The 20175-nt window shown below is 69.6% G+C and carries 18 protein-coding genes; 13 read left to right on the top strand and 5 right to left on the bottom strand.

What is annotated here, in order from left to right:
* Positions 1-22: 22 nt before the first annotated feature.
* From PXH83_RS21280 to ku, 3 genes are all read right to left on the bottom strand, one after another.
* A complete protein-coding gene (locus PXH83_RS21280; RefSeq protein ID WP_274562020.1) occupies positions 23-664 on the bottom strand; it encodes an HAD family hydrolase in 642 nt (213 codons plus the stop codon).
* Positions 665-811: 147 nt separating this feature from the next.
* On the bottom strand, positions 812-2872 hold the full coding sequence (locus tag PXH83_RS21275; RefSeq protein WP_274562019.1) for a phosphocholine-specific phospholipase C: 2061 nt from the start codon (positions 2870-2872) through the stop codon (positions 812-814).
* 185 nt (positions 2873-3057) lie between these two features.
* The gene (ku, locus tag PXH83_RS21270; protein ID WP_274562018.1) at positions 3058-4065 is read right to left on the bottom strand and encodes a non-homologous end joining protein Ku; all 1008 of its coding nucleotides are present in this window, start codon (positions 4063-4065) and stop codon (positions 3058-3060) included.
* Between the two features lie 41 nt (positions 4066-4106).
* Between ku and ligD the strand changes: the two genes are divergently transcribed.
* The gene (gene ligD, locus PXH83_RS21265) at positions 4107-5000 is read left to right on the top strand and encodes a non-homologous end-joining DNA ligase (RefSeq protein ID WP_274562015.1); all 894 of its coding nucleotides are present in this window, start codon (positions 4107-4109) and stop codon (positions 4998-5000) included.
* Positions 5001-5121: 121 nt separating this feature from the next.
* Entirely contained in the window at positions 5122-6006 is an 885-nt protein-coding gene (locus PXH83_RS21260) for an ATP-dependent DNA ligase (RefSeq protein ID WP_274562014.1), read from the top strand.
* 15 nt (positions 6007-6021) lie between these two features.
* Here PXH83_RS21260 and PXH83_RS21255 read toward each other — a convergent pair whose 3' ends face one another.
* Complete coding sequence (locus PXH83_RS21255) at positions 6022-6849, bottom strand: NERD domain-containing protein (protein WP_274562013.1); 828 nt, start codon at positions 6847-6849, stop codon at positions 6022-6024.
* Positions 6850-6967: 118 nt separating this feature from the next.
* Between PXH83_RS21255 and PXH83_RS21250 the strand changes: the two genes are divergently transcribed.
* From PXH83_RS21250 to PXH83_RS21220, 7 genes are all read left to right on the top strand, one after another.
* Complete coding sequence (locus tag PXH83_RS21250) at positions 6968-7291, top strand: zinc-ribbon domain-containing protein (protein ID WP_274562012.1); 324 nt, start codon at positions 6968-6970, stop codon at positions 7289-7291.
* A 144-nt stretch (positions 7292-7435) separates the two neighbouring features.
* Positions 7436-8224 carry a hypothetical protein gene (locus PXH83_RS21245; RefSeq protein ID WP_274562011.1) on the top strand — a complete coding sequence of 263 codons (789 nt, stop codon included), beginning with the start codon at positions 7436-7438 and terminating at the stop codon, positions 8222-8224.
* A complete protein-coding gene (locus PXH83_RS21240; protein WP_274562009.1) occupies positions 8221-9516 on the top strand; it encodes a sensor histidine kinase in 1296 nt (431 codons plus the stop codon). The genes PXH83_RS21245 and PXH83_RS21240 overlap by 4 nt, the downstream gene beginning before the upstream one ends.
* Positions 9517-9659: 143 nt before the next feature.
* Positions 9660-10181: an SH3 domain-containing protein gene (locus PXH83_RS21235; protein ID WP_274562008.1), complete on the top strand. Its 522-nt coding sequence runs from the start codon at positions 9660-9662 to the stop codon at positions 10179-10181.
* 138 nt (positions 10182-10319) lie between these two features.
* A complete protein-coding gene (locus PXH83_RS21230) occupies positions 10320-11705 on the top strand; it encodes an FtsW/RodA/SpoVE family cell cycle protein (protein ID WP_274562007.1) in 1386 nt (461 codons plus the stop codon).
* Positions 11702-13159 carry a penicillin-binding transpeptidase domain-containing protein gene (locus PXH83_RS21225; protein WP_274562006.1) on the top strand — a complete coding sequence of 486 codons (1458 nt, stop codon included), beginning with the start codon at positions 11702-11704 and terminating at the stop codon, positions 13157-13159. Before PXH83_RS21230 ends, PXH83_RS21225 begins: the two co-directional genes overlap by 4 nt.
* A 112-nt stretch (positions 13160-13271) precedes the next feature.
* Entirely contained in the window at positions 13272-13739 is a 468-nt protein-coding gene (locus PXH83_RS21220) for a DUF3291 domain-containing protein (protein ID WP_274562936.1), read from the top strand.
* Positions 13740-13743: 4 nt separating this feature from the next.
* Here PXH83_RS21220 and PXH83_RS21215 read toward each other — a convergent pair whose 3' ends face one another.
* Positions 13744-14841, bottom strand: a complete 1098-nt coding sequence (locus PXH83_RS21215) for a ferritin-like domain-containing protein (RefSeq protein ID WP_274562005.1) — start codon at positions 14839-14841, stop codon at positions 13744-13746.
* Positions 14842-15009: 168 nt separating this feature from the next.
* Here PXH83_RS21215 and PXH83_RS21210 point away from each other — a divergent pair, with 168 nt between their 5' ends.
* From PXH83_RS21210 to PXH83_RS21195, 4 genes are all read left to right on the top strand, one after another.
* On the top strand, positions 15010-15939 hold the full coding sequence (locus PXH83_RS21210; RefSeq protein ID WP_274562004.1) for an AurF N-oxygenase family protein: 930 nt from the start codon (positions 15010-15012) through the stop codon (positions 15937-15939).
* Between the two features lie 51 nt (positions 15940-15990).
* Complete coding sequence (locus PXH83_RS21205; RefSeq protein WP_274562001.1) at positions 15991-16719, top strand: TetR/AcrR family transcriptional regulator; 729 nt, start codon at positions 15991-15993, stop codon at positions 16717-16719.
* Positions 16720-16737: 18 nt separating this feature from the next.
* On the top strand, positions 16738-17016 hold the full coding sequence (locus PXH83_RS21200) for a hypothetical protein (RefSeq protein ID WP_214928163.1): 279 nt from the start codon (positions 16738-16740) through the stop codon (positions 17014-17016).
* A gap of 75 nt (positions 17017-17091) precedes the next feature.
* Positions 17092-20019, top strand: coding sequence for an outer membrane protein assembly factor BamB family protein (locus PXH83_RS21195; RefSeq protein WP_274562000.1), 2928 nt, complete (start codon positions 17092-17094; stop codon positions 20017-20019).
* Positions 20020-20175: the final 156 nt, after the last annotated feature.

The following is a 20175-nucleotide window of genomic DNA, read 5'->3' as shown; positions in this document are numbered from 1 at the left end:
CCCCCGGGGCCATGCGTGATGCTCAGTCGGCGGTGATCGAAGTCAGCTTGGTGAGGTTGTCGATAGCCCAGTCCGCCGTCCCTACGACTGTCGGGTCCTCTGCCCACAGGTAGCCCCACGGTCCCCGGCGGATGTGCGCCGCCCGCAAGCCTGCGGTCCTGGCGGGGAACAGGTCCTCCGCAGGGTTGTCCCCTACGTACACGGTCTCGTGCGGCTCGGCTTGGGCGACTTCTAGGACTCGCTCGAAGAACTCCGGCGAGGGCTTCTCGATGCCCCATTCGGCGGACGTGACGATCAGGTCGGCCGGGAGGTCCAGGCCGCGTAGCAATTCGCCTGCCCTTGCGGTCTGGTTTCCGGCGATGACGACGCGAATGCCTTGCTTGCGGAGTCCGGCGAGGGCAGGGCGTACATCGGGGTACAGGTCGGACTCGTCGAGGTGCTCACCCCGGCCGGCCGCTTCGCGAGCCTGATACGCCTCAGCGACGTCGATGCCGGGCTTTACGAGGCGCAACGCGTCTGCGCTGTCCCTGCCTTGCGCGGCTACGGCTCCGACCAGGGCAGACATGGTGTGTCTGGGGACGCCGAGCCAGTCGGCCCATGAAGCCCAGTAGCGGTCGTCGCGGACAAGGGTCTCGCCGATGTCGAACACGATGGTCTCAATCACCCACAGCACGCTACTGGGGCGAAGACGCATGACTGCGGTTCTGACCTTCACTGTCCGAGTGACTGTGGAAAATGTCGGCCCGTCTGTTACGTCGTTTGAGGCCGGGCCGCCCGTTTGAGTTATTGGGCGGCCCGGTTCTGGTGTTTCTCAGGTGGTGATGAGCGCCGGGTCGCTTACGCTCGCCGCGCCCGTTTCCACGTGGCCCGCGAAGCGGCGTAGGAACGTCGTGTTCGTGTCGGTGGTTATTGATACGTCGTACCAGCGCTTTGTCGCGCGCAGGTCCACCGAGTGGGTGACTGTGGCGGACGGGCGGACCGTGAAGGTTTGGGGCTCGCCGCCGTAGGTGTTGGTGATGGTGAGGTGGGCGTCCGCTGTCGTGGGGTTCGTCAGCGTTACGTCCAGGTTGCCTGTTGTTGCGTTGTGGCGGGCCGTGGCTTCTGGGGTTTTCGTTTTCGCCGGGCTCTTGAACGTGCGCAGGAAGCCGTTCGGGCCGTGGACCGTGAGGTTGTGTGTGCCCTTTGAATAGGCCGAGTTCCAGGTGTCGGTTAGCTTCTTGCCCGCCTCCGTGGTGTACGTCCAGGGGGCGTCCGTGCGATTTGCCGACGTTACGTAGAACTGCGCTCCTGCCGCCGTGCCCGGGCTGAAGGTCAGGGCTATTCGGCCGTCACTTATGTTTACCGCTGCGTCTACGTAGGGGGCGTACGGGAGTGGCCGCGCCGGGCGGCTGCCCGGTTCCTGCTTCGGGAGCGTGCCCGTGGCCGGCGGTACCGGCCTGTAGTCCGGGTGGCGGTTGTGGTCCGGGGGCTCGTAGGCCGCCGTGTCGGGGAGCTCGGCCGGGGTGGCGTCCGTGGTTGCGAAGTCGAAGGCCGAGGTCAGGTCGCCGCAGATCGCCCGTCGCCATGGGGAGATGTTCGGCTCGCGTACACCGAAGCGGTTTTCCATGAAGCGGATGATCGACGTGTGGTCGAAGACCTCTGAGCAGACGTAGCCGCCGGTGCTCCAGGGGGAGACCACGAGCATCGGGACGCGCGGGCCCAGGCCGTAGTTGCCTGCCGCGTACGACGACCCGCCCTTGTAGAGCTCCGTCGTCGTGTCCACTGTTGACAGGCCCTGGGCCGAGGACGCGGGCGGGTACGGCGGGACTACGTGGTCGAAGAAGCCGTCGTTCTCGTCGTACGTGATGAACAGCGCCGTCTTGCTCCAGACCTCCGGGTTGGAGGTGAGGGCGTCCAGCACCTGGGCTATGTACCACGCGCCGTAGTTGGACGGGAAGTTGGAGTGTTCGGTGAAGGCCTCGGGCGCTGCTATCCAGGAGATCTTCGGCAGGGTGTTGGCCTGTACGTCGGCCTTCAGGTCGGCCAGGTAGGCGTCGCCGTTCTTTACGCTGGTGCCGGTGCGCGCCTTGTCGTAGAGCGGGTCGCCGGGCTTGGCGTTGCGGTACTTGTTGAAGTAGAGGAGCGAGTTGTCGCCGTAGTTGCCGCGGTACGCGTCGCTGATCCAGCCCCAGTGGCCCGCGGCGTCCAGACCGTCGCCCGTGTCCTGGTAGATCTTCCAGGAGACGCCGGCCTGCTCCAGCCGCTCGGGGTACGTCGTCCAGCCGTAGCCCAGCTCCTCGTTGCCGAGTACGGGGCCGCCGCCTGTGCCGTCGTTGCCCGTGTAGCCCGTCCACATGTAGTAGCGGTTCGGGTCTGTGGCTCCGATGAACGAGCAGTGGTATGCGTCGCAGACGGTGAACTTGTCGGCGAGGGCGTAGTGGAAGGGGATGTCCTCGCGCGTCAGGTACGCCATTGTTGTCGGCGTTTTCGCCGGGATCCACTGGTCGTACTTGCCGTTGTTGTACGCCTTGTGGCCGCCCGCCCAGTCGTGGTTGAGGCCCTGGAGGAACTGCATTCCCAGGTCGTCGGCCGTGGGGTGGAAGGGGAGCGTTTCCTTCTTGTTGGCGTCCGCCTGGTGCCAGACCGATTTTCCGCTGGGCAGCGTCACCGGGCGCGGGTCGCCGAAGCCGCGTACGCCCTTCATCGCGCCGAAGTAGTGGTCGAAGGAACGGTTCTCCTGCATCAGTACGACGATGTGCTCGACGTCCTGGATCGTGCCGGAGACGCGGCTGGCGGGGATGGCGGCGGCGCGGTCGATGCTGCTCGACAGGGCGGCGAATCCCGCGGTCGCGCCGGCGATCTGGAGGAAGCGCCGCCGATTGAGTTCAGGCATGACTGTGGGCCCTCTTGGGGTGTGAGGAAACGGAACCGAACAGAATGTTCCAAGAGGACCCGGTGGAAAGGAAGGGGGCGGGAAGGAGTGGTGTCTTGCGTGTGAAAGGTTGCGCTATTTGCTGCTAACTGGGCGAGAGGTGCGGGTGGTTGGCGTGGGTGCCGTCGCCGCTGGTCGCGTGCCCGTCAGGCGGATGTGCGCTTCCTCGTTGTCTTCTTTGCTGCCGTCGACTTTTTCGTTGCGGTCGACTTCTTTGCCGTGGTCGATTCCTTCGCCGCTGCTGTCTTCTTTGCTGCTGTTGATTTCTTTTGTGTCGTTGACGTTGATTTCTTTGCGTCTGTTCCGGTCGCTGCCGGCTGCCTCTTGCGGCCCCTGATCGGCCTGACCTCGGCCTCCGGCTCGCGCTCGCCCCGGGATTCCTTGGCCGCGCGGACGCTGTTCTCCAGTGCGGCCATCAGGTCGATGACCTTGCCACCCGCTCCGGCAGCCGCCTTTTCGGACTCCGGGACCCTCCCGCCGCCCTCGACCTTCGCGGCGATCAGCTCCTCGACCGCCTCCCGGTAGTCGTCGTGCAGCGAGTCGAGGTCGACCCCGCCCAGCGTGTCCATCAGGGCGTCCGCCAGGTCGAGTTCGGCCTCGCGGACCGACACGTTCGTCTCCGGCGCGACGCCCTCGGGTTCGCGGACCTCGTCGGGCCAGAGCAGGCCGTGCATGGCGATGACGTCGCCCACTACGCGCAGCATGCCGAGCCGTTCGCGGCCGCGGAGGGCGAACTTGGCGATGGCGACCTTGTCGCTGCGCTTGAGCGCCTCGCGCAGCAGGATGTACGGCTTGGCAGCGGGGACGCCGCTCGCGGAGAGGTAGTACGCCGCGTCCATCTGGAGGGGGTCGATCTCGGCAGCGGGCACGAAGCCGACGATTTCGATCGTCTTGGCCGTGGGCAGCGGGAGCGCGGCGAGGTCGTCGTCGGTAATGGGGATGATCGCGCCGTCGGCCTCCTCGTACCCCTTGCCGATCTCGGGCGGCGGAACCTCGTCACCGTCGAGTTCGCAGACCTTCCGGTAACGGATCCGGCCGCCGTCGGTCGTGTGGATCTGGCGGAACGAGACCGAGTGGTGCTCGGTGGCGTTGACCAGCTTGATCGGGATGCTGACCAGGCCGAACGAGATGGCGCCGTTCCATATGGATCTCACGATTCGTCCCCTTTGGTCGAGATTCGTGGGATTCTCATCGTATGTCGCCGATCACGGAGGTGGAGGGGCGGCGCCTGGCCCTCTCCAATCTGGAAAAGGTCCTGTACCCCGCCACCGGGACCACCAAGGGCGAGGTGGTCCACTACTACGCCGTCACGGCCGGAGCCCTGCTTCCGCACCTTCGCGACCGGCCCGTTTCCTTTCTCCGCTACCCGGACGGACCTGACGGGCAGCTCTTCTTCACCAAGAATCCGCCGCCGGGGACACCTGAGTGGGTGAAGACGGTGGAGGTACGGCACTCGGACGCGACGACGACGCAGCAGGTGCTCGTACAGGACATGGCGACGCTGGTGTGGGCGGCGAATCTGGTGGTGGAGTTCCATACCCCGCAGTGGCTGGCCGACGAGCGCGCTTGCGCCGACCGGCTCGTCCTCGACCTCGACCCCGGGCCCCCGGCGACCGTCGCGGAGTGCTGCGAGGTGGCGCTGTGGCTGCGTGACCGGCTCGCGGCGGACGGGATCGAGGCGTACGCGAAGACCTCGGGGTCCAAGGGGCTCCATCTGCTCGCGGCGCTGGAGCGGACGCCGTCCGAGGAGGTCTCGGCGTACGCGAAGAAGCTCGCGGTGGAGGCGGAGCGTGCGCTTCCGGGGCTGGTGCTCCATCGGATGAAACGGGCGCTGCGGCCCGGGAAGGTCTTTGTCGACTTCAGCCAGAACGCCGCCGCGAAGACGACGGCCACGCCGTACACCTTGCGGGCCAAGGAACAGCCGACCGTGTCGGCTCCTGTGACCTGGGAGGAGGTCGAGGACGGGCGGGCGGATCCGGGGCGGCTCGTCTTTCTGGCGGGGGACATCGGCGGGCGGCTTGAGCGCTTCGGGGATCTGCTGGGGGCGCTCAACGATCCGGGTCGGGCTCGGCCTTTGCCGCATGCGTGAGCGGGTGGGTGCGGTGGTGAGTGAGTGGGTGCGTGGGTGAGGAGTCGTGGGTGGTGGTGGCGTGGGTGACCGTGATGCCGTCATTTTGGTGCCGCCTGTTGACGTGATGCGGCCTCGGGCGGTGAGTGAGGTTCCGGCGGAGAACGGACTGCCGGGTGGCGTGCAGTACAGCGTCAAGCTGGACGGGTTCCGGTGCGTGGCCTTCGGGGGCGGGGGTGGCGGTCCGGGTGGTGCTGTCTTCTTGCAGTCGCGGTCCGGGCGGAACATGGCGCTCGAATTTCCGGACATCGCCGCCGCCGTCGCCGGGCTGCCCGAGGGGCTCGTACTCGACGGGGAGGTATGCGCCTGGGTGGACGGCGCGTTCTCCTTCGTGCAGTTGATGCGGCCGCACGCGGCGCGGGTGGCCGACGGTGTCGCCGTGTCGTACGTCGCCTTCGACGTGCTTGCCGTGCCGGGGCAGGACGTACGCGAACTGCCGCTCACGCAGCGGTGGCAGCTGCTCGGCGCCGCGCTTGAGGGGGTGAATCCGCAGGTGCAGGTCGTAATGGCGACGACCGACCGGGATCGTGCGCTGCTCTGGTACGAAACGCTGGTGACCTCGGGGGTGGAGGGGCTGGTGTGCAAGGCGCTGGCGTCCCGCTACCGGCCGCGGGACAGCAAGGCGTGGGTGAAGGTGCGGCATTCGGATACGCACGATGCGGCCGTGATCGGCTACACGGGGAGTGCGGAACGGCCGCGTGCGCTGGTGTTGGTGCTGGCGGGCGAGGACGACACCCCGGTGGTGTCCAGCCCGCTGGCGCCGGATGTGCGGGTGCAGGCGCGGGAGTTGCTGGCCGAGGGGGAGGGTGCGGGTGTGAGTGGTGGTGGGGAGGGGCGGATCGTGGCGATTGGGATCGGTGAGGTGGCGTACCGGCGGGTGGGGGCGGGGGTCATGGCCGAGGTGCAGCAGTTTGTGGGGCGGCATGCGACGACCGTGGTGCGGAGGCTGCGGTTCGAGGGGCGGTGAGCCGCCGGACGCGCCTTACACCCGTAGCCACGTCCTCCGGTCCCGCGCCGCCGCGTACAGGGATTCGATGTCTGCCGGTTTCAGTACGCCGCCCGCCCTCGCCAGGTCCCTCACCTCGTGTTCCCTGAGAATCCTTACGTCGCGCAGCGTCGGCGCCGGGTCCACTCTGGCCTGCCCGGTCAGCGCCAGGATCGGGCGTACCGCCGCCGCCAGGGCCAGTGACGCGCGTTCCGCTTCTCGGCGGGCCCAGCGCAGTTGGGGCAGGGGGGCGGCTCGGCCGATCGCGACGAGCGGGTCGGCGATCCTGACCCGCTGCCTCGCGTTCCCCCCGTACAGCGTGCGCACGCTCATCGCGCCCGCCGGGCCGATCAGGAGGTGGGCGATGTACGCCCCACCAGGCAGCGGTACCGAGTGGAGTACGCGCCAGCCGGCGTCCTCCAGACGGTCGAGCTCGCCGCCCAGCAGCTCCTGCGCCGCGAGGGCGTCCCTGCGCGGGTCGGTACGGAAGCGGCGGGTACGGAAGCGGCGGGCCGTGGCGTGGGGGGTGTGGTCCAGTTCTGCGTGCAGGGCCTCGCCGGGGCGGTTGGGCGCGAGGTCGTCGTCGGGGTGCAGGGTCAGGCGGGCCAGGTCGGCGGCGGTGGGGACCGGAGGGGGGCCGATGGTGACCGGGCCTGTGGCGTACGGGGCGATGGCGGCCAGTACGGCGTCCCTGGCGTCGGCGTCGAGCAGGCTTACGCGGCCGGTTTCCCTGTCGTACCAGGCGATGTTCCTGCCGTCGGGCAGGCTCACGTACAGCCGGTCCTGGCCCTGGTGGCGCGCATGTACGATCCGCAGTTCCGTCATGTCCCATCACCCCACGCCCATGGGAACAGCCCCCGCACGGCAGGGGCAATAACTCTTGCCGTTCGGCTTGGTGCAGACTCGACGGCACGGCACGCACCGACCGCGGAGGGGACCACGCATGATCATCTTTGGCAGCAGGAGCTATCTCTACCAGCTCGCCATACTCACGCTCGTCTGCGGGCGCTGCGGCAATCCGGCCGCGCACACGCTCAAGAAGCGGGTCAGCAAGTTCACGCTCTTCTTCGTTCCACTGTTCCCGTTCTCGACGAAGTACGCGACACAGTGCACCTTCTGCGGCGCCGAACAGCAGGTGCCCAAGGAGCAGGCGGAGCAGCTTCAGGTGCAGGCGCAGCAGGGCGGCGGAGACGGACAGGGACATGGGCAGGGGTACGGGCACGGGCAGGCGCCGCAGCAGCCCGGGCGGAACCCGTATCAGCGCTGATCCAGCACACAGAGCTGACACAGAGCAGAGCCAGTAGAACCCGTAGACCGGCAGAGCTGAGTACAGAAAAGGCACTTCCCTCCGAATAAGGTCTACGGAGAGACGAATCTGCCCAAAACACACCGCACCGCCGAGAGGGGAGCCTTGAGCGCCCACCGCACCACCCGTGGAGCCCTGCTGCTCCTGACCGTCGCCGCCGTGCTGCTGGCACTGCCCGGCTGCGACGACGAGGGCGGTCTCCAGAGTGCGGGCGCCACGCCCACCGCGATCGGGCCCACTCAGCTCTGGCCCGACCGGCCTACCGCGACGACCCCTCCCCTGGACTACGGCGAGGGCGAGACCGAGACGGTGCAGGGGATCAAGGTGCCGGGCGGTGACGTGCGCAAGGTGCGGCCGGTCGCCGTCGCGCAGGCGGAGGAGGCGGCGAACCCCGGCGAGTACAGCGGGGCGGACGGGATGTACGAGGAGACCGCCCGACGCCTCCGTGAGTGCGATACGAAACCGAAGGCCTGCCCGGTCCTCAAGGCCTACTACCGGGACCTGACGGGCGACGGGAAGGACGAGCTGATCCTCGGCATCTCCATGCCCGAGGATCAGCTCGTGGTGCGCTGCTATCTGGCCGAGAAGGGCCGGCTGATCCGGATCATGTCCACCTCCGACGCCGTCATCAGCGTGGCACTGGCCGGCCGGGACGTGATCATCCGGGCTCCGTCCATCCTTCCCGGATACGAGTACAGGACGGCCTGGTCCTGGGACGACCGGCAGCGCGCGATGCTGCCCACCCGGGACGAGATTCTGCGTATGGACCGGGACGACGCAACGCCCTCGGCCTCCCCGCGTCCGGAGCCGACGCGGACGGCGCCTCGTACACCGGAGCCGACGCCGACACACAGCCCGGAGTCCGCCACGCCGAGCGCAGGTGGTGCCGCATGAGGCCCCGTCTGCCCGCCTGGACCGCCCTCCTCACCTGGAAGGCCGCGGCCTTCATCGCCGTAATGTGCTGCGCGCTCGCGGCGCTCCTCGGCGCCCTCGTACACGTGTCGGTGACCCACCAGACGGTGAGCGAGGCCCGCGAGAAGGCGCTGACCAAACTGGGGGACGCCACCCGGGCGTACGAGGCGGGCGAGCCGCTGCCGCCCGGCGCGGGCATCGACCCGGACGGGCTGCCCGGCTCGCTGCGCGACCTCGCCCTGCGAGGCAGGCGCGGCAGCCTCGTCAGCGACCACGAAGGCCGCCCGACCATGTGGGCGGCGGGGCCTGCCGACGGCAGGGCGATCGCCGCCGAGGTCGACTACACCCAGAGCGTACGGACCATCACGGGCCTCGACCGGGCCATCGTCGGCTCGTCCGTTCTCGCCATCGGCGTCACCCTGATCGTCGGCGTCTTCGCCGTCACCCGGGTGACGCGCAGGCTGCACCAGACCGCCGGGGTCGCGCGGCGGATCAGCGCGGGCGACCTCGACGCGCGCGTCAACGATCCGCGCACCAAGGACCCTTCCCGCCCGCAGGACGAGGTGGCCACGGTCTCCGGCGCCCTGGACGCGATGGCTTCCACGCTCCAGGGCAAGCTCCAGAGCGAGCAGCGTTTCACCGCCGATGTGGCGCACGAACTGCGTACCCCGCTGACCGGTCTGCACGCGGCTGCCGAGCTGCTGCCCGCCGGCCGCCCCACCCAGCTCGTCCAGGACCGGGTACGGGCCATGCGGCTGCTGACCGAGGACCTGCTGGAGATCTCCCGGCTGGACGCGGGCAACGAGAAGATCAGCCCGGACCTGTTCCGGCTGGGGCCGCTCGCGGAGCGCGTGGTGCGCGGCTCCGGGGGCCCGACGGAGGTGCGGATCGTACGGGACGCCTTCGTGGAGACCGACCGGCGGCGGCTGGAGCGGGTGCTCGGCAATCTGCTCGGCAATGCGCACAAGCACGGCCTGCCCCCGGTCGTACTGACCGTGGACGGGCCTGTGGTGACGGTCCGGGATCACGGAGAGGGCTATCCGGACTACCTGGTCGAGCACGGGCCGCAGCGCTTCAGGACCGAGCCGCGCGCCGGGAGCAAGGGGCACGGTCTGGGGCTGACGATCGCCGTCGGCCAGGCGGGGGCCATCGGCGCGGAGCTGACCTTCTCGAACGCCCCGGACGGCGGAGCGGTCGCGACGCTGGAACTGCCGGAGGCACCGCATGTGGAAGACGGGGACAGCCTCCCATCGGGTGATTTGCACACGGAGTGACACTTTGCGAACACTGTGTGTCGCATTTAGCGTGAATCGCGCGAGTTGAGGACCAGTTCGCCAGTCAGTCACGGACCGGAGCCTCCGCCGCTCTTCGCCACAGTCAGCCGTGGCGGAGGCCCCCCACCTCCCATGGAGGCAGCATGTCTGTGCGTTCCCCCCTCAGCAGGATCGGTCTGTACGCCGCGGCCGGCGCCGTCGCTGCCATGACCGCCGCGGGCCCGGCGCTCGCAGCGGACCCCGTGCCCGGCGCGGCCGATCCCGCCCAGCCCCAGAGCCAGACCCAGCCCGAGCCCCACACCGTCCCCCAGGCTGAGCTCCAGACTGAGCCCTCGCAGGCCGAGCCCCAGGCCGAGGCTCCGGGCGAGCCTCAGACCGAGCCCCAGACCGAGCCCCGGACGGAGGCTCAGGCCGAGATCGAGAGCCACCGCCTGTACAAGGGCCGCGTGACCGCCAAGAAGGGGCTGCTCCTGCGCGACAAGCCCACCCGTAGCAGCCGGGTCATCGGCTTCAAGCGGCATGGAGCAATCGTCCGCATTTTCTGCAAGACCACCGGCGGCAACGTGCGGGGCAACAACCACTGGTACCTGCTGACCGACGGCACCTGGGCCTGGGGCTCGGCGAAGTACATCGAGAACATCGGGCGCGCTCCGCGCTGGTGCTGAGGCCGCGCGGACACAACCCTTCCACTCGCGCCCCGAGGAGTCCGGCACTTACTCCACAGCGAAGCGGTCACCGAACCCCTCGGGCGTGAAGCGTACATATACGGACATACGGCCTGCCTGCTTGCTACGTTGCCTGACATGACCGCAACGACGACGGATGCTCCCCCACCCGGCGTACGCCTCCCCAAGCGGCGCGGCGTCGAACTCTCGCTCCTCGTCTGCGCCGTCCTCATCTCCGTGTACGGCTATGCAGCCGTCGGCCTCGCCAAGAACAGCGCCGTGCCGCCCGACGTCGCCGGCTACGGCGCGGGCCTCGGCGTCCTCGCGCTCCTCGCCCACCTCGCCGTACGCATCCGCGCCCCGTACGCCGACCCGCTGCTCCTGCCCATCGCGGTCCTCCTCAACGGCCTCGGCCTGGTGCTGATCTACCGCCTCGACCTGGAGACCCCGAAGGACCAGGCCGCGCCCACCCAGCTCATCTGGTCCACCCTCGGCGTCGCGCTCTTCATCGGGGTCGTGATCCTGCTGCGCGACCACCGCATCCTCCAGCGGTACGCGTACATCTCCGTCGCCGCCGCCCTGGTCCTGATGATCGTGCCGATCTTCTTCCCCGCCGTGAACGGCGCGAAGATCTGGATCCGGATCGGTGGCCTCTCCTTCCAGCCGGGCGAGTTCGCGAAGATCCTTCTCGCGGTCTTCTTCGCCGCCTACCTCGCCGCGAACCGCAACGCTCTCGCCTACACCGGCCGCAAGTTCTGGAAGCTCCAGCTCCCCACCGGCCGCGTCCTGGGCCCAATCGTCGCGATCTGGCTGCTCAGCGTCGGCGTACTCGTCCTGGAGCGCGATCTCGGCACCTCGCTGCTCTTCTTCGGCCTCTTCGTGATCATGCTGTACGTCGCCACCGGCCGCACCGGCTGGATCGCCGTCGGGCTCCTCCTCGCCGCCGTCGGCGCGTTCGTCGTCGGCTCGCTCGAACCGCACGTCAACAGCCGCGTCGAGGACTGGCTGAACCCCTTCGCCTCCATCGACGCGGGCGAGGGCCCCGGCCAACTCGCCCAGTCGCTCTTCGCGTTCGCAGCCGGCGGCACGCTCGGCTCCGGGCTCGGCCTCGGCCACTCCATCCTCATCGGCTTCGCCGCCAAGTCCGACTTCATCCTGGCGACGGCGGGCGAGGAGCTCGGCCTGTCCGGACTCACCGCCATCTTCCTGCTGTACGCGCTGCTCGTGGCGCGCGGCTACCGGGCGGGCCTCGCGCTGCGCGACCCGTTCGGCCGGCTGCTGTCGATCGGCCTCGCCTCGATCCTCGCCCTCCAGGTGTTCGTCATCGCGGGCGGCGTGATGGGGCTGATCCCGCTGACCGGCATGGCGATGCCGTTTCTGGCACAGGGCGGTTCCTCCGTCGTCACCAACTGGATCATCGTGGCGCTGCTGATCCGGGTCAGCGACTCGGCCCGCAGTCCGCGCCCCGAGCACGTCGAGACGGGAGTCATCGCGCCCGTCGTGACCGTGGAGGACGGCAAGTGATCCGCTACATCCGCCGCGCCGCAGGTCTCTGTCTGCTGCTGCTCGTCGCGCTGCTGGTGAACACTGCCCGCATCCAGGTCTTCGAGGCGGAGTCGCTGAACGACAATCCCGCCAACCGCCGCCAGACCATCACCCGTTACCAGCAGGTGCGCGGGAACATCATCGTCGACGGGAAGCCGGTCACCGGGTCGAAGGACACGGGCGAGCAGCTGCGGTACGAACGGACCTATCTGCACGGGCCGTTGTACGCGCCGGTCACCGGGTACGCCTCGCAGACGTACGGCACCACCCTCATCGAGAACGCCGAGGACGACGTCCTCTCCGGCACCGATCCCATGCTGGCCCCGCTCCCCCTGTGGAACGAGATCACCCGCTCCCAGCAGCCCGGCGGCCACGCCGTCACCACCATCAAGGGCGCGGTCCAGCGGGCGGCGTACAAGGGGCTCGGCGGGAGGAAGGGCGCGGTGGCCGCGATCGAGCCGTACTCCGGGAAGATCCTGGCGCTGGTGAGCAGCCCTTCGTACGATCCGGAGCAGCTGTCCGGGACCGGGAAGGCGGTCAAGGACGCCTGGTCGCGGCTGAACGGCTCGCCGGATCAGCCGATGCTCAACCGGGCCATCCGGCAGACGTATCCGCCGGGTTCCAGCTTCAAGATCGTGACGGCGGCGGCGGCGCTCGAATCCGGTGAGGTGACGGACATCGACGCGCCGACGAAGACGCCCGATCCGTATGTCCTGCCCAACACGAACACCGTGCTCCCCAACGAGGTGAGCGGCTGCGGGAACGCGTCGCTGGCGTTCGCGATCCGGTTCTCCTGCAACACGGTGATGGCGAACCTGGGCGTGAAGGTGGGGATGGCGGGGATGCTCGACACAGTGCGGAAGTTCGGCTTCAACGACAGCGGGCTGAAGATCCCTTCGGGGGTGTCCAAGAGCAACTTCGACACGAGCATGACCGACGACCAGCTCGCGCTGTCCGCCATCGGCCAGTACGACACGAGGGCGACGCCGCTCCAGATGGCGATGGTCGCGGCGGCGGTCGCCAATGGCGGCGACCTCAAGGCGCCGTATCTGGTCGACACGGCGACGCAGGCGGACGGCGATGCCGTCTCGCGGACCGACCAGAAGACCCTGCACCAGGTGATGAGCCCGGCCACTGCGGGGCTGCTGCAGCAGATGATGGTCGACGTCGTCGAGAAGGGCACGGGCACGAACGCCGCGATCTCCGGCACCAGGGTCGGAGGCAAGACGGGCACGGCGCAGCACGGCACGGACAACACGGGTACGCCGTATGCCTGGTTCATCTCCTGGGCGCAGGAGGCAGGTGCGGGTCTGCCGGGGGTCGCGGTGGCGGTGGTCGTCGAGGACGCGTCTGCGGATCGCGGGGACATCAGCGGCGGCGGAAGCGCGGCGCCGATCGCTCGGGCGGTCATGGGGGCGGCGTTGGGTGGGTGAGTGGGGGAGGTGAGGGGGCGCGGGTGGCAGTACGGGTACGGGGCCCTCGGTCTCGCTCCGCGAAACGCCCTCCCGGCCTCGCCGAGGCGATCATTACTCTGCCCGCATGGCCATGACCACCACTCACGAACTAGCCCAAGTCAACATATCCCGCATGAAGTTCCCGTTGGACTCCCCCGAGTTCAAGGACTTCGTCGACGCTCTCGACCCCGTCAACGCCGACGCCGACGCCGCCGACGGCTTCATCTGGCGGCTCCAGAGCGACGCCGGCAACGCGACCGAGCTGCAGATCTTCGGGGACGAGTGGCTGCTGGCCAATATGTCGGTGTGGCGGGACACCAACGCCCTGACCGCCTACATGTACCAGGGCCGGCACCGGGAGATCATGGCGCGGCGCCGCGAGTGGTTCGAGCACGTGCACGAGGCCATGACCGCACTGTGGTGGGTGGAGGCCGGCAGCCGCCCGACGTTGCGGGACGCCGAAAAGGCGCTCCTCCACCTGCGCGAACACGGGCCGACACCGCACGCGTTCACGCTGCGTACGTCGTTCCCGCCGCCCGCCGCCGCGCAGACGCGCTGAGCCGTCACGCCTGCGCGATCGCCTCCCCGATCTCCGCGAGCCGCTCCCGCTCCTCCGCCTCGAAGCGCTCCTTGTCGAGCTGTTCGGCGATCTCCTCGTCCTGGGTCATGAGGAGGTCCAGGTTGGAATTGCCCATCTCGAAGACTCCCATGTCGACGTACGCCTTCTGGAGGCGCGGGCCCCACAGGCCGATGTCCTTCACACACGGCACGATCCGGCTGAACAGCAGCTTCCGGAAGAGGTGCAGGAATTCGGACTGCTCCGTGTACTCTTCGGCCTCCTTCTTCGTCACGCCGAAGTTCTCCAGCACCTCGACGCCCCGCAGCCGGTCGCGCATCAAGTAGCAGCCCTCGATGACGAATTCCTCGCGCTCGCGCAGTTCGGCGTCGCTCAGCTGCTTGTAGTAGTCGCGCAGCGCCATCCGCCCGAAGGCCACGTGCCTGGCCTCGTCCTGCATGATGTACGCCAGAATCTGCTTCGGCAGCGGCTTGTCCGTCGTATCGCGGATCATGCCGAAGGCGGCGAGCGCGAGGCCCTCGATGAGGACCTGCATGCCCAGGTACGGCATGTCCCAGCGGGAGTCGCGGAGCGTGTCGCCCAGGAGGCTCTGGAGACTGTCGTTGACCGGGTAGAGCATCCCGACCTTTTCGTGCAGGAAGCGGCCGTAGATCTCCGCGTGTCTGGCCTCGTCCATCGTCTGCGTCGCCGAGTACAGCTTCGCGTCCAGGTCGGGGACGGACTCGACGATCCGCGCCGCGCACACCATGGCGCCCTGTTCGCCGTGCAGGAACTGGCTGAACTGCCAGGACGCGTAGTGGCGGCGGAGCACGCCCTTGTCCTTCTCGGTCATCTTGGCCCAGTGGCGGGTCCCGTAGAGGCTCAGCGCGTCGTCGGGGGTGCCGAGCGGGTCGTACGGGTCGACCTCGACGTCCCAGTCGATGCGGGTGGCGCCGTTCCACTGCTTGTCCTTGCCCTTCTGGTAGAGGGCCAGGAGGCGGGCGCGCCCTTCGTCGTACTCCCAGCTGAAGCGGGCCGCGCCGGAGGCCGGCACCTGCCACTGGGGGTCCGACGGGGCTGTGGTGTAGAGCTCGTACGTCGACATTGACGTCTCCCTTGCCGCATATCCCTCAACAGGACGGACAGTTGGCAGACTCACACGTTGGTAGACAGCGGGTCAACAAGTCGCGCGCGAGGGATTGACTGCCTTGCTGACAAGCAGTCTCATAAGATGTGACCCCAGGTAACCCACTCGTGAGGTGCCCCCCCCGCCATGACGACAGTGACCGAACGCGACGTACTCAGGGACGCACTCGGCCTCCTCAAGGACCGTGAGCAGGTCGCCGAGCGCCTGCTGGAGTCATCCGCCAAGCACTCGTTCGACCCCGAGACCGAACTGGACTGGGCCGCCCCGGTCGAGGAAGGCAAGTGGTTCTGGCCGCCCGAGCTCGTATCGCTCTACGACACTCCGCTCTGGCACAAGATGTCCGAGGACCAGCGCATGGACCTCGCCCGGCACGAAGCCGCCTCGCTCGCCTCGCTCGGCATCTGGTTCGAGATCATCCTGATGCAGCTGCTGGTCAGGCACATCTACGACAAGTCGCTGACCAGCAACCACGTCCGATACGCCCTCACCGAGATCGCCGACGAGTGCCGGCACTCGATGATGTTCGCCAAGATGATCCAGAAGGGCGGAGCGCCGTCGTATCCGGTGCCGAGGCTCTACCACAACCTCGCCCGCGTCCTGAAGACCGTGTCGACCACGCCCGGGTCGTTCGCGGCGACGCTGCTCGGCGAGGAGATCCTCGACTGGATGCAGCGGCTGACGTTCCCCGACGAGCGCGTGCAGACGCTGGTGCGCGGGGTCACGCGTATCCATGTGGTCGAGGAAGCGCGCCATGTCCGGTACGCCCGCGAGGAGTTGCGCCGCCAGATGGTGACCGCGCCGCTCTGGGAGCGGGAGCTCACCCGGGTCAGCTGCGGCGAGGCCGCACGCGTCTTCTCCACCTGTTTCGTGAACCCGAAGGTGTACGAGAACGTCGGCCTCGACCGCCGCGAGGCCGTCGCACAGGTCAAGGCGAGCGGCCACCGCGCCGAGGTCATGCAGAGCGGCGCCAAGCGGCTCACCGACTTCCTGGACGACATCGGCGTCCTGCAGGGCGTCGGCCGCAGGCTCTGGAAGAGCTCAGGCCTCCTCGCGTAAGCCGCGGACCGCACACCGCAAACCGTCCAAACGCAGGGATACGCTGCGGACATGACCCCGGCAGCAGCGTCCCCCGCGTACCGCAGGCTCAGCGTCGAGGAGCGTCGCAGCCAGCTCCTCGGCGCCGCCCTGTCGCTTTTCGCACACCGGGCGCCCGAGGACGTCTCGCTGGACGACGTGGCGGAGGCGGCCGGGGTGTCACGGCCGCTCGTCTACCGCTACTTCCCCGGCGGCAAGCAGCAGTTGTACGAGGCCGCGCTCGGCTCCGCCGCCGACGAACTCACGCTGTGCTTCGCCGAACCGCAGACCGGGCCCCTCACCCGGCGCCTGATCCGCGCCCTGGACCGCTATCTGACCTTCGTCGACGAGCACGACACCGGATTCAGCGCACTGCTCCAGGGCGGCAGCGTCGCCGAGACCTCCCGTACGACCGCGACCGTCGACGGGGTGCGGCGGGCCGCGGCCGAGCACATCCTGACGCACCTCGGCGTCGCGGGCACGGCGGGACCCCGGCTGCGGATGATGGTCCGCACCTGGATCACGGCGGTCGAGGCGGCCTCCCTCATCTGGCTCGACGAGGGCAAGCAGCCGCCGGTCAGTGAGCTGCGTGACTGGCTGGTCGACCACTTCGTCGCCCTGCTCACCGCGACCGCGGCCACGGACGCGCAGACGGCGGCCGTCACGAGGGCCGCGCTGGCGACCGAGACGGCGGACGGCTCGGCGGGGGTGCTGGCGCGGCGCGTGCTGCCGGTGATCGCGGAGGCGGCCCACCTCCTGTGACCCTGCAAGACTGACGGGGTGAGAAGCGAGAACACGCCCTTCGTGGGCGGACCCCTGGACGGGCGCGTGCTGCCGGTCCTCGTCGGGCCGACCGGACACCCGCCGAAGTGGTACGAGGTGCCGGTGCCGGACGACGCCGGCGGGCCGCCGACCGTGCACGCCTACCTCCGCGTCCCCGCCGGTCACACCAAGCGGCTCGGGCTCCAGCGCGGCTGGAAGTACGAGTACGCGCCGGACGGGCGCGAGCGTCGTCACCGGCCGAGGTGGCCCTGGTCGAAGCCCGACGGCACACCATAAGATCGGCTGTCGTGCCGGATGTGGCCGCTGTGGACGGAGGAGCGGCCCCGGCACGGTGACCACGGGGGGTGCGCCTTGGAAGCGCTGCGTCAGGACGATCCACGCCGAATCGGGCCGTACGCCCCGCTGTTGCGCCTGCGCGAGACCGCGAGCGCCGTGCAGTACCTCGCGCACGCCCCTGACGGTGCCCCGGCCGTGGTGTCGGTCGCCCGGCCCGCACTCGCGGGGTCGCCCGCCTTCCGGCGCCGTTTCCAGGCGGAGGCGCAGACCGCCGAACGCCTGGCCGGCGGCTGGGTGGAGGCGCAGCTCGGCTCCCGTACCGAGGGGCCCGAACTGTGGACGGCGAGCGGGTACGTGCCCGGGCTGACCCTGGGCGAGGCGATCGCGCTCGCCGGGCCGTTGCCGGAGCGGACGGTACGCATCCTTGGTGCGGGCCTCGCCGAGACCCTCTCCCGGGCGCACGCCACCGGCGCGGTGCTCCACGGCCTCGCCGCCGACACCGTGCTGCTGGCCTCCGACGGGCCGCGCCTGACCGCGTTCGGTGCGCTGGGTGCGGCGACGGCTGCGGAGGCGAGCCCCGGTGGCCAGTTGTCCGTACGCCTCGACTACCTCACGCCGGAGCAGGTGGCGGGCCAGGAGCCCGGCCCCGCGTCCGACATCTTCGTACTCGGCCTGCTGCTGGCGTACGCCGCGACGGGCACGACCCCACTGGCGGCGGGCCCGCAGGACGCGGCCGCCGACCGCATCGCCCACGGCGACCCCGAACTGGCCGCGGTGCCGGAAGAGTTGCGTCCGCTGATCGCCCGGTGCCTGTCGAAGTCACCGGAGGACCGGCCGACGCCGGGCACGGTGGCCGCGGAACTGGCCCTGGAGGGCGCGGCGGCGATGGCCCGAACGGGCTGGCTCCCGGAGAGCCTGCTGACGGCGCTGGCGGAGCAGGCGGGACGGGTGATGGGGCTGGGGGCTGGTGCGGATTCGGGTGCGGGCGCGGGCGCGGGTGGCAACTTGGGTGCCGGTGCTGACTCGGGTGCGGGTGCCGACTCGGGCGCCGGTGGTGACTCGGGCGCGGGTGCCGACTCGGACGCCGGTGGTGACTCGGGCGCGGGTGCCGACTCGGACGCCGGTGGTGACTCGGGCGCGGGTGCCGACTCGGACGCCGGTGGTGACTCGGGCGCGGGTGCCGACTCGGACGCCGGTGGTGACTCGGGCGCGGGTGCCGACTCGGACGCCGGTGGTGACTTGAGGTCGGGCGCGACCATGGTTATCCGTGCGGGGGCGCTGCGTGGCGGGCGCGGGGAGCGAGTTCTTCCCCTACCCGCCCCTTCCCGCTCTGACAATTTGCGGCTGGCGCCGCGTGGGGGCTCCGCCCCGGACCCCGCTCCTCAAACGCCGGAGGGGCTGAATGTTCCGCCGGAGGGGCTGGGTATTCCAGCGCGTCCGGCATTTGAGGACACTCCCCCAGACTTCGTCCGGGGGGACCCCCAGGGGCTGGTAGATCCAGCCCGTCCGGGGGTCTGGGGCGGAGCCCCCGGTTCGGGAAGGGGCGGGGTGGGGGAAAGCGCCGCAGGCACCGCCCTCACGCACCCCGCCACCGCACTCGCCCTCCCACCCGCCGCTCCCGCACAGCCCCCGCAGCTTCCGGCCCTGCCATCCACCCACACCACCACCGCTCCGGTCGGCAACGGCCTCGGCGGCCTCAGCCGGCGCGGCCTCTTCGCCGCGATCGCGGCCGGCGCCGCCGGGCTCGTGATCGGCGGGGGCGGTGCGCTGGCCATCGCCGGCGGTGACGACAACCCGTCCGCATCGCCCGGCCCCGACGCCGAGCCCACCGCCGCCGCCAAGAAGCCGCTGCCCGGCATGGCTCCGGCCCCCCTCTGGCACTACCGGCACCGTGTCGAGCTCACCTCGGGCAGTCCCTCCGCCCGCATCTGGCGCGACAAGCTGCTGCTGATCCCTGGCAGGGAGCAGACCACCGCACTGGACCTGCGTACCGGCCGCCGCCTCTGGGAACAGAAGGCCGCAGGCACCGGGTACAGGCCCGAAGCCGCCGACGACACCCACTGCTTCGTCATCACCCGCACCGATTTCGTGTGGCTGTCCGCGAAGGACGGGCAGGTCAAGCACCGTCTCCCGTACGGCCCGCTGCTGGCCAAGGGAGAGGACGGCGAGTTCACCCTCGGGGCGAAACTGGCCGTGGACGGCACCGTGGCCTGGTTCGCGGGAAGGATCGAGACCCCCGACGTAAAGAGGAAGGGGAAGAAGACCGAGAAGGTGACGCGTACGCGCGTCTACCTCTTCGCGTTCGACATGGCCGCGCGCAAGGAACTGTGGCGGTCCGAGCTGGCGGATGCGCATTCCGGACCCTTCCCCCGTTACGAAGCGGTCGGCATCCGCCCCGACAGCCTGCTCCTGCGCCAGGAGGCGGACTCCCTCACCCCGGCCCAGAAGAAGAAGGCCAAGGGCAGGTCGTCCTTCGTCCTCGTCGACCGCAAGAGCGGCAAGACACTGTGGCAGAAGTACTTCGACGGAGTGCGTGAGGGCGCGGACACGACGGACGACACGTCGGGGCAGCTGTACGCAGCGGTGGACGACGACTTGCAGGCGTACGACACGCGCAAGGGCAAGAAGCTCTGGAAGCTCAAGAACACCTCCGGCCGCTTCGGCCGTGGCGTCGTGAGCGGCAAGACGCTGTACCTCGCCGACAGCCGCAGCGAGGTGTACGCCATCGACACGGCGACCGGCACCGAGCAGTGGAAGCGCGACACGGAGTACCCGGGCCGGTCCACGCCTTCGGTCGTCCTGAGCGGCAGCGGCCGTACCGTCTTCGCCCTGAACGACACGCAGGCCACCGCGATCAACGCGCGCGACGGCCGGCGCCTGTGGAAGTTCCAGGACGCGGGCGCCGACGACGCCGGGACCGCCACCTCGTACCGGGCACAGACGTCCGGCAGCACGGCAGTCCTGTGGCGCGGCCGCAACTTCTACGCGCTGCCTCTCGACTAACAGAGGGCGGGTCGGGGCCCGCGGCGCCACGCCGGTGGCGTCGCGTATTGGCCCTCCACGGGTGACGGTGTTGGCCCAACCCGACGACTCACCATCCGCCCCGCTCGCGGGCCTGCACATCATCGCCAGTAGGCCGGAGCTTCCGGCCGCGAAACC

Origin of the sequence: Streptomyces spiramyceticus (assembly GCF_028807635.1) — a bacterium.
GTDB lineage: Bacteria > Actinomycetota > Actinomycetes > Streptomycetales > Streptomycetaceae > Streptomyces > Streptomyces spiramyceticus.
This window is presented reverse-complemented; position numbering and strand designations above follow the sequence as displayed.